The sequence below is a fragment of the Longimicrobiales bacterium genome, assembly GCA_035764935.1.
GTDB lineage: Bacteria > Gemmatimonadota > Gemmatimonadetes > Longimicrobiales > RSA9 > DASTYK01.
The window spans coordinates 1-8,909 of sequence record DASTYK010000135.1 but is presented as its reverse complement, the minus strand read 5'-3'; the positions used below and the strand labels follow the sequence as shown (position 1 = coordinate 8,909).

Here is an 8,909-nt window from a genome sequence, read left to right as displayed (position 1 = left end):
TCACTGCACCGATGTCGAAGAACGGCTCCTCACTGACCACCCAGGAGGCGCTCACCTTCGGGTACGTGACCAAGTCGAAGTCCTCACCGAACGCGCTGTTGTCATCGGCCCGGATAGCACCCGTGAGGAACAGCCGGTTCTTCCAGCCCAGCTGCTGCTGCACGAAGGCGCCCAGCGTCACGTTTTCGACCTTGGACTCGCTGTTGACGCGATTCTGCGTCGTCGCCTCGATGCCCGACAGGCCGGGCACCGGGAAGTTCTCGCCGTATGCGTACACGTGCGAGTAGTCGCGGCGGTACAGCTGGCCGCCAAACGACGTGACCGAGTTGATGTCCTGATTCAGGTCGAATGTGAAGTTGGCGGCGTAATCAGCGGTGGTATACGCGATCTGGCGGCTCCACATCTCCTTGTAGCCGATGTCGGCACTCGATGAGATCTCGAGCCAGCGCGGATCGTTGTACCGGATCTCGACGTCTTCCTCACGCGTGACGTCACGACCCACGTTCAGTCGATGGTTGAGCCATGTGAACGGACGATGGCTGATACCGAAGCTGAGCGTCGTGCGGTCGACGTCCTGCCAGGTATCTGCTGACTCCCAGTACATCTCGGGCGTCCAGCTGTAGAAGCCGCGCTGCGGCGTGTTCAGACGCTGCGGCTGCGCGTAGTACGTGGTCCAGGTCGGGCCGCCGCCGCCTGCCTCCCAGCTCAGGTCGGTGCGGCCAGTGACGTAGCCGATGCTGCCGTTGACCTCGACCGCGTCCCAGGGGGTGGCAGTCACGTTCAACCGGCCGTTGTACATCTTGCGCTTGTTCTCGCGCTCCACGCCCGTGCTGTTCTCGAGCCCGCCGGACGCGAAGTAGCGGATGCGCTCGCTGCCGCCTGAGACGCTCAGGTCGTAGTTCTGGAGGTGGCCGGTCCGCCAGATCGACTCGACCGGGCACGCCGTGAAGAAATCGTCAGGCCCGCGCTCGCAGCTGCCAAGGCGCTCGTTCTCCAGCTCCACGATGTCGATCGACTCGACCTCACCGTCCACCATCCCGTAGTTCACCCAGAGTTGATCCTCGGGGTTCCACCACTGGGCGCCCTGCTTCGTCGAGAAGCTGAAGCGTGGTGCGCCGGCTGTTCCCCGCTTGGTGATGATCTGGACCACCCCGTTCGAGGCCTCGGTGCCGTACAGCGTGGCTGCCGCGGGGCCCTTGATGATCTCGATGCTCTCGATGTCTTCGGGGTTGATGTCGTTCCAGCGGGAGATCGGGCGGGAGCCGAATGCCTGGCTGATCGGGCCGGTCGCCTGCGAGTTGTTCACTCGTACGCCGTCGACGTAAACGAGCGGCTCATTCGAGAGCGAGAAGCTGCCCGCACCGCGAATACGTACGCGGCTGCCGCCGCCCAGCATGCCGGTGGTCTGGATGATCGTCACACCGGCCGCGCGGCCGTTCAGCAGCTCCGTCACGGAGCTCACCGGCGCCTTGTCGACGATCTCGGCCGCGTCTACGGACGTCACCGTGTTGCCGATTGCACGCGCCGTCTGACCACCAGCCGTACCCGTCACGACCACGCGGTCCAGCTCGATCGCCGATTCCGCCAGCTCGACCCGCAGGTCAGCGACACCGGCCTGCGCCGACACCGTCTGCGAATGGTAGCCGATCATGGTGACGCGCAGTGTCGCTTCACCCGATACGCCGGTGAGCAGGAAGCGACCTTCGTTGTTCGTCATCGTCCCGCGGGTCGTGCCGACCAGCTCGATGCTGGCGCCGGCCAGAGGCTGCCCCGTCGCCTGCGAGACTACGATGCCGCCAACGGAACCCTGCTGTGCCTGGGCTGGCGCACTCAGCGCCACCGCCATCACGACGGCAAGGCCGGCTAGCAGGAGCGTTCGTACACGCGTACTCCAGTTCATGCACTCCTCCACGAATGGTTGCTGCGTCACACGACGACGCATGTGGTACGACGAACGATCGTTGCACCGCAAAACGACAGCGCTCCGGCTGCCGATGGACTCGATGAAGGCTGCTTGTGGGGTGTTCATTGCGACGCCTGCGCGTGCCGGTCGCAACAGTCCAACGTTATGCCGCACGCCGGGCCTGTGCAAGAAGAACGCGTGGGAGCGCGTCTTACGGACAGTGCCGCGTTCCGCGTGGGGTGAGCCGTGCGGTGCGTGTGACCACCGCAGTCGTACGCGTTGCGGGGAGAGGCGCAGGCGCGGAGACGCCGGCAGGCGCAGACGAGCGACTCTGATGTGCCTGTCGTGCGGGCGCGTTGTGTTCGAGCCGCTGCTGAAACGTGCGTTCAAACAGTGGCACCGCCCGCGCTGCCGGGGGGGGGGCGGTGCCCCGGCCTCAGCCGACCGGCGCCAGCCCCAGCAGGTCGGCGAGGAAGCGACCGGTGTGGGAGACCGGGTTGGCGGCGACCTCCTCGGGGGTGCCTTCCGCGACCAGGGCGCCGCCGCCGCTGCCGCCCTCGGCCCCCAAGTCGACGATCCAGTCGGCGGTCTTGATGACCTCGAGGTTGTGCTCGATGACGACGACGGTGTTGCCGCGATCGACCAGGCGGTGCAGCACGTCGAGCAGCATGCGCACGTCCTCGAAGTGCAGGCCGGTGGTCGGCTCGTCGAGGATGTAGAGGGTGCTGCCGGTGTCGCGCCGCGACAGCTCCGTCGCGAGCTTGACGCGCTGCGCCTCGCCGCCGGACAGCGTGGTGGCGGACTGGCCGAGGTGGATGTAGCCGAGCCCGACGTCGGAGAGCGTCTGCAGCTTCTGCTTGATGGACGGCACGGCGTCGAAGAACTCGAGCGCCTCGTCGACGGTCATCTCGAGTACGTCGGCAATCGTGCGACCGCGGTAGAAGACCTCTAGCGTCTCGCGGTTGTAGCGCCGGCCGCGGCAGACGTCGCAGGGCACGTAGACGTCCGGCAGGAAGTGCATCTCGATCTTGATCAGGCCATCGCCCTGGCACGCCTCGCAGCGGCCACCCTTCACGTTGAAGGAGAAGCGACCGGGCGCGTAGCCGCGGATCTTCGACTCCGGCAGCTCCGCGAACAGCGCGCGGATGGGTGTGAACAGGCCCGTGTACGTTGCCGGATTCGAGCGCGGCGTGCGTCCGATCGGCGACTGGTCGATGTCGACGACCTTGTCGATGTGCTCGAGGCCGTCGATGCGGTCGTGCGCGCCCGCGACGATCTTGGCCTTGTAGAAGTGGCGCGCCAGTGACGCGTACAGGATGTCGTTGACGAGCGTGCTCTTGCCGGAGCCGCTCACGCCCGTCACGGCAGTGAAGGTGCCGAGCGGAAAAGCGACGTCGACGCCGCGCAGGTTGTGCTGGCGCGCGTTGCGCACGACGATTTCGCGCCCTGGCGTGAGTGCGCGCCGCGTCTTGGGCGTGGCGATCTCGCGCTCGCCGCGCAGGTACTGCGCAGTCAGGGAGCGCTCGCTGGCGAGCACGCTCTGCAGGTCACCGACCGCGACCACTTCCCCGCCGTGGCGCCCCGCACCCGGCCCGAGGTCGATGATGTAGTCGGCCGATTCGATCGTGTCGCGATCGTGCTCGACGACGAGCACGGTGTTGCCGAGGTCGCGCAGCTCGCGGAGCGTGCCGAGCAGCCGCTCGTTGTCGCGCTGGTGCAGCCCGATGGAGGGCTCGTCCAGGATGTAGAGCACGCCGACCAGGCGGCTGCCGATCTGGGTCGCGAGCCGGATGCGCTGCGCTTCCCCGCCGGAGAGCGTCTCGGCGCTGCGGCCGAGCGTCAGGTATTCGAGCCCGACGTTCACGAGAAAGCGGAGCCGCTCGGTGACCTCCTTGAGGATCGGCCCGGCGATCTCCTGTGGGAGGGAGGCGCTCTGCGCGACGTCCTCGAAGAAGGAGAGTGCGCCGGCAACGCTCATGTCGACGATGTCGCCGATGGAGCGCCCGCCGACGGTCACGGCGAGGCTCTCGGGCCTGAGGCGCGCGCCGCCGCAGACGCGGCACGGCTGCGTCGTCATGAATGCGTCGAGCTGCTCGCGCACGGCGTCCGACGTCGTCTCCTCGTAGCGACGCATCACGTTGGCGAGCACGCCCTCCCACGGCTCGCTGTACGTGCCCGATGCGCCACCGGCGCGGTACGGGAACTTCAGCTTGCGGGTGCCGGAGCCGTACAGGACGCCCTCGCGCGCCTTCTGCGGCAGCTCACCCCACGGCGTGTTCGCGTCGAACTTGTAGAACTCTGCCAGGCCGGGAATGATCGAGCGGCGCAGGTGGCCCGACGGCTCCCCCCACGGCAGGATCACGCCTTCCAGCAGCGAGATGATCGAGTCGCCGACGACCAGGTCCTCGCTCGCTTCCTTGCGCGTACCGAGACCGCCGCACGCCTCGCAGGCGCCGAAGGGCGAGTTGAAGGAGAACTGCCGCGGCTCGAGCTCCGGCATGCTGGTGCCGCAGTTGGTGCACGCGTAGCGCTCGCTGAACGTGTGGATCTTCTCCGCAGCCCCGTGCTCGATCACCTCTGCGACGCCGTTGCCGGCGGCTAGCGCCGTTTCGATGGAGTCGGCGAGGCGCGAACGGTCGGCCGCACGCACGACGAGCCGGTCGACGACGACGCTGATCGTGTGGTTCTCGTAGCGGTTCAGCTTCGGCGGTGATTCCAGCTCGTACGTCTCGCCATCGACGCGCACGCGGACGAAGCCCTTTCTGCGCATCTCCTCGAACAGGTCGCGGAACTCGCCCTTGCGGCCGCGCACGAGGGGCGCGAGCACCTCGATGCGCGTCTTCTCCGGCAGCGCGAGCACCTGGTCGACGATCTGGGTGGAAGACTGCCGGCGCACCGGCTGACCGCAGTTCGGACAGTGCGGAATGCCGACGCGCGCCCAGAGCAGGCGCAGGTAGTCGTAGATCTCCGTTACGGTGCCGACGGTCGAGCGCGGGTTGCGGCCTGTCGTCTTCTGCTCGATGGAAATCGCCGGGGACAGCCCGTCGATGACGTCGACGTCCGGCTTCTCCATGACACCGAGAAACTGGCGCGCATAGGCGGAGAGCGACTCCACGTAGCGGCGCTGGCCTTCGGCGTAGATGGTGTCGAAGGCGAGCGAGCTCTTGCCGGAGCCGGAGAGACCGGTGACCACGATGAGCTGGTCGCGCGGGATCTCGACGTCGATGTCCTTCAGGTTGTGCTCGCGGGCGCCGCGAACAACGATCTGCTCACGCATGCTGGATTCTGGCGCTGGGTTGAATCAGGGCGCTTGATACCCGGATGGCGTGGACGTGGTCCCGTGTGAGCTGAGGCCGCGGCAGCTGGTGGGTCAACTGCGGGCCGGGGGCCCGGGCCCTGGGTCCGGGCCCGGGAACAGCGGGAGCTACTGGCTACGCGCCGAAGGGAGAGTGGGCCTGTACCGATGCCGGCGATATGGCTGCGTAGCGAATGACGCCGCCGGCGCTGCGGACGGAGTGCATCAGGCGTTCCGCGGCGCGGACGAGCTCCTCGGTCTGGTCGGGAGGCGCGGGGAACGTGACGACGCCGATGTTCCAGCGCACCGGCCAGCGCGTGCGGACTCCCTCGAGCGAGTCGTTCAGGCGCTCGAACACGATGCGGGCGCCCTGCCCATCGGCGTGCGGCAGCAGCACGGCGAACTCGCCCGGTCCCATGCGGGCGAGGACGTCGATCTCGCGGACGCAGCTGGCGAGTGCCGCCGCGACGTCGACCGCGAGATCCTCGGTCTTGCGGCGACGGTTGCCTTCCGGCTCGGGGTCGACCCACTCGATGCCGACGTAGCCGACCGTGAGCGGAGTGCGGTAGCGGCGCGAGCGCCGCTGCTCCCGGTAAGCCAGCTGCATGAAGTAGCGCTCGTTCGCGACGCCCGTCACCGGATCGGTGCGAGCCAGCTCTCGCTCGTGTGCGAGTGCCGCGCAGAGCGAAGACTGGATCGCAGCAACCGTGAAGAAGAGGATGGCCTGTGCGAATGAGTTCCAGATGCGCGTGCCGGGGCTCAGCACCTCCGTGCCCGGTCCAACCGATTGCGCGAGCATCACCCCGATGCTCGCGACCAGCACGCTCAACACGGCGGCGCGCGGGCCGAGCCAGCAGGAGGCGATGATGATGGGAATGACGTAGAACACGCCGATCACCACGGAGGCCGGCGTCAGGACGTCGACCGTGGTGACCAGCAGGAGCAGGAGCGCGACGATGACGCCGAGCAGACGGCGCGGCATGGCCTCGAGCGTTGCGCCCAGGCGTCGCATGAAGGCGGGCACGAGCGGACCCTTGCGGGACCGCCCGCCCCCGCGCTCGATCGGATACGGCAAACGTCCGCCTACTGCTGCGAGGTCGCGCGCTCGCGCGGCGGAGCGTTCTTCACGTACTTGTCGAACCAGCCGACCATCTCGGCGAGTGCGTGCAGCACCGACTCGCGGCCGAGGTAGCCGTGGCTCTCGTGCGGCAGCATCACGAGCCGGACCGTTCCGCCATGGCCCTTCACTGCTGCGAACATGCGCTCCGACTGCACGGGGAACGTGCCCGAGTTGTTGTCGGCCTCGCCGTGGATCAGCAGGATCGGCTCGTTGATCTCGTCGGCATACCAGAACGGCGACATGCGTGCGTAGAGGTCCGGCGCCTCCCAGAACGTGCGCTGCTCGGACTGGAAGCCGAACGGCGTGAGCGTGCGGTTGTACGCGCCGCTGCGTGCGATGCCGGCGCGGAAGACGTCGGAGTGTGCGAGCAGGTTCGCCGTCATGAACGCGCCGTAGCTGTGGCCGCCCACGCCGATGCGGTCGGGATCCGCGATGCCCATCTCGACGACCTTGTCCACTGCTGCCTGTGCGCTGGCGACGAGCTGCTCCACGTAGCTGTTGTTCGCCGTGTCGCCACCGATGATCGGCATGCTGGGACCGTCGAACACGGCGTAGCCCTGCGTCAGGAAGAACAGGTGCGACGCGCCGTTGAACGTGTCGAAGCGATTCGCCGAGCTGCGCACCTGGCCCGCGACGTCGGCGTTCACGTACTCGCGCGGGTACGCCCACACCACCACCGGCAGCCGCTGTCCTTCCCGGTAATCCGGCGGCAGGTAGAGCGTGCCGTTCAGCGGAACGCCATCGGCGCGCTCGTACGTCACGAGCTGCTTCTGCAGTCCGCGCAGCTGCGGTGCAGGATCCTCGAAGTCGGTGAGCGCAACACCGCGGTTGTTGCGCGTGTCGCGCACGAAGTAGTTCGGCGGATCGGTGGGCGTCTCACGCCGTGTAAGGATGCGGCGCGCGTCATCGTCCAGCAGCGCTACCGGCGACTCGAACGCGCCCTTCTCGGACTGCCAGACGCGCTGCGTGCGCAGTGTGTTCAGGTCCAGCCGGTCGACGAAGGGATGGTCACCCTCCGGGCCTGCACCGCGCCCCTCCAGGTAGATCGAGTTGCCGCGCTGCAGGAGCACACGGTTTCCGGCCTCGGCTGTCCGCATGATGGGCGAGCCGGGATCGTTGTACGCGTCCTCCGTGCTGTACTCGTGCAGCAGCCGCCACTCGGCGGACGGCTGGTCGGGGCGGAACACCCAGGTGCGCCGCCACCGCTTCGCACGCTCCATGTCACTGATCAGCGCGACGTCCCGCTCCGCCCAGTCGATGCCGGCAAAGCGCTGCCCGGTGCGCGCGAGCTCCCGCGGCTCCCCCGAGAACGGTGCGGAGATCATCATGATGCGGTCCCGGTACTCGGCGTCCGCTCGCGGGTTGCCGCCGTCCAGTGCCTCGGCCCAGTACAGCGTCGCAGGCTGTGCAGGGCGCCAGGACACGCTGCGCGGCCCCGTCTGCACCCAGCCGCCCGGCGGCAGGTTGTCGAGCAGCGGCTGCGAGGCGACGCGGTACGCGACGGCACCGCTCCGGTTCCACACTTCGATCTCCTGCGGGAAGAGATACATCGGGACCTGGTACGAGTACGGCTGCACGATGCGGCGTACCAGCACGAACTCGCCGCTCGGCGACGGGTCGACGCCCGCGAAGATCCCGGGGTTGCCGACCGGCGTGCGCGCGCCCGTCGTCACGTCGACGAAGGCAAGCTGCGCCGGGAAGTAGTACTCGAAGAGCGCGACGTCGTATGCGTTGGAGAGCAGGTCCTGGTACGTGCGCACCGGCGCCGCCCGGCCGGACGACTCCTGCGTGGTCGGACCGGTCGGCACGCGCATCGGCTGCGGCGGCGCGCCGCGGCCATCCGGCACGAAGCCGCACAGCATCGTGGTTCCGTCCATCCACTGGCAGGCGCCGTTGCCGATCGCATTGACCGCCGCGTCCGTCACCCGGCGCGCTTCACCCGTGGCCGCCTCGGCCACCCACAGCTCCACCCGGTCCTCGAGCATGTTCAGGAACGCGATGCGCTGCCCGTCAGGCGACCAGCCGGTCCAGCCGATGATCGCGTTCGCCGGCGTGCGGATCGCCCGCTCCGTGCGACCATCGATCGACTTCACGCGCAGCCCCACCGTCCGCGGGATGCCTGCACTCGAGTTGCGCGCCGGATTGATGCGCGTTCCCGCAATGCGCAGGATCGGCTCCGCCATGTCCTCGATGGTCGGCATGCTCGAGCGCTCCTGCAACAGCAGCCACTCGCGGTCCGGCGATACCGAGACCCCCGGCAGCGGCGGCGCGTCGAGAATGTCGACGATCACCTGCGGCGGCTGGCGATACGGCTCCTGCGCGCTGGCCGCGGACGCGAGGACGGCCAGCCCAAGGGCAATGCTGGCAGCGCGACGGCCGTTGAACGGCCGGCGCCGCGGGCGCGCACCTGTCATTGGAGCACACTCCTGCGGGAAACGGGGGAACTGTCAGGGACCTGAGACGGGATATTGTATGCAACAGCGCGGGGAAACTGCAACAGCGCAGGGCGAGGACGAGGGCGAGCGCTGGCGGTGAGGACCGTGTCGACCACGATCCCTCGACACTGGCCCTCGCCCTCGTCCTCGCCCTGC

4 protein-coding genes are annotated in these 8,909 nt (G+C 68.2%); all 4 read right to left on the bottom strand.

The features are described from left to right. The coding region (locus VFU06_10930) for a TonB-dependent receptor plug domain-containing protein (protein ID HEU5209898.1) at positions 1-1,900 on the bottom strand (1,900 nt) is incomplete at its 3' end. 439 nt (positions 1,901-2,339) lie between these two features. Continuing rightward, positions 2,340-5,180, bottom strand: coding sequence for an excinuclease ABC subunit UvrA (uvrA, locus tag VFU06_10925; protein HEU5209897.1), 2,841 nt, complete (start codon positions 5,178-5,180; stop codon positions 2,340-2,342). A 154-nt stretch (positions 5,181-5,334) separates the two neighbouring features. Further along, the gene (locus tag VFU06_10920; GenBank protein HEU5209896.1) at positions 5,335-6,210 is read right to left on the bottom strand and encodes a diguanylate cyclase; all 876 of its coding nucleotides are present in this window, start codon (positions 6,208-6,210) and stop codon (positions 5,335-5,337) included. Positions 6,211-6,281: 71 nt separating this feature from the next. Then, positions 6,282-8,732, bottom strand: a complete 2,451-nt coding sequence (locus VFU06_10915) for a prolyl oligopeptidase family serine peptidase (protein ID HEU5209895.1) — start codon at positions 8,730-8,732, stop codon at positions 6,282-6,284. Between the last annotated feature and the right edge of the window lie 177 nt (positions 8,733-8,909).

Coding starts and splice junctions, on each gene's coding strand:
- VFU06_10920 (HEU5209896.1), bottom strand. CDS start 6,210: ATGCGACGCCTGGGCGCAACGCTCGAGGCCATGCCGCGCCGTCTGCTC.
- VFU06_10915 (HEU5209895.1), bottom strand. CDS start 8,732: ATGACAGGTGCGCGCCCGCGGCGCCGGCCGTTCAACGGCCGTCGCGCT.
- uvrA (HEU5209897.1), bottom strand. CDS start 5,180: ATGCGTGAGCAGATCGTTGTTCGCGGCGCCCGCGAGCACAACCTGAAG.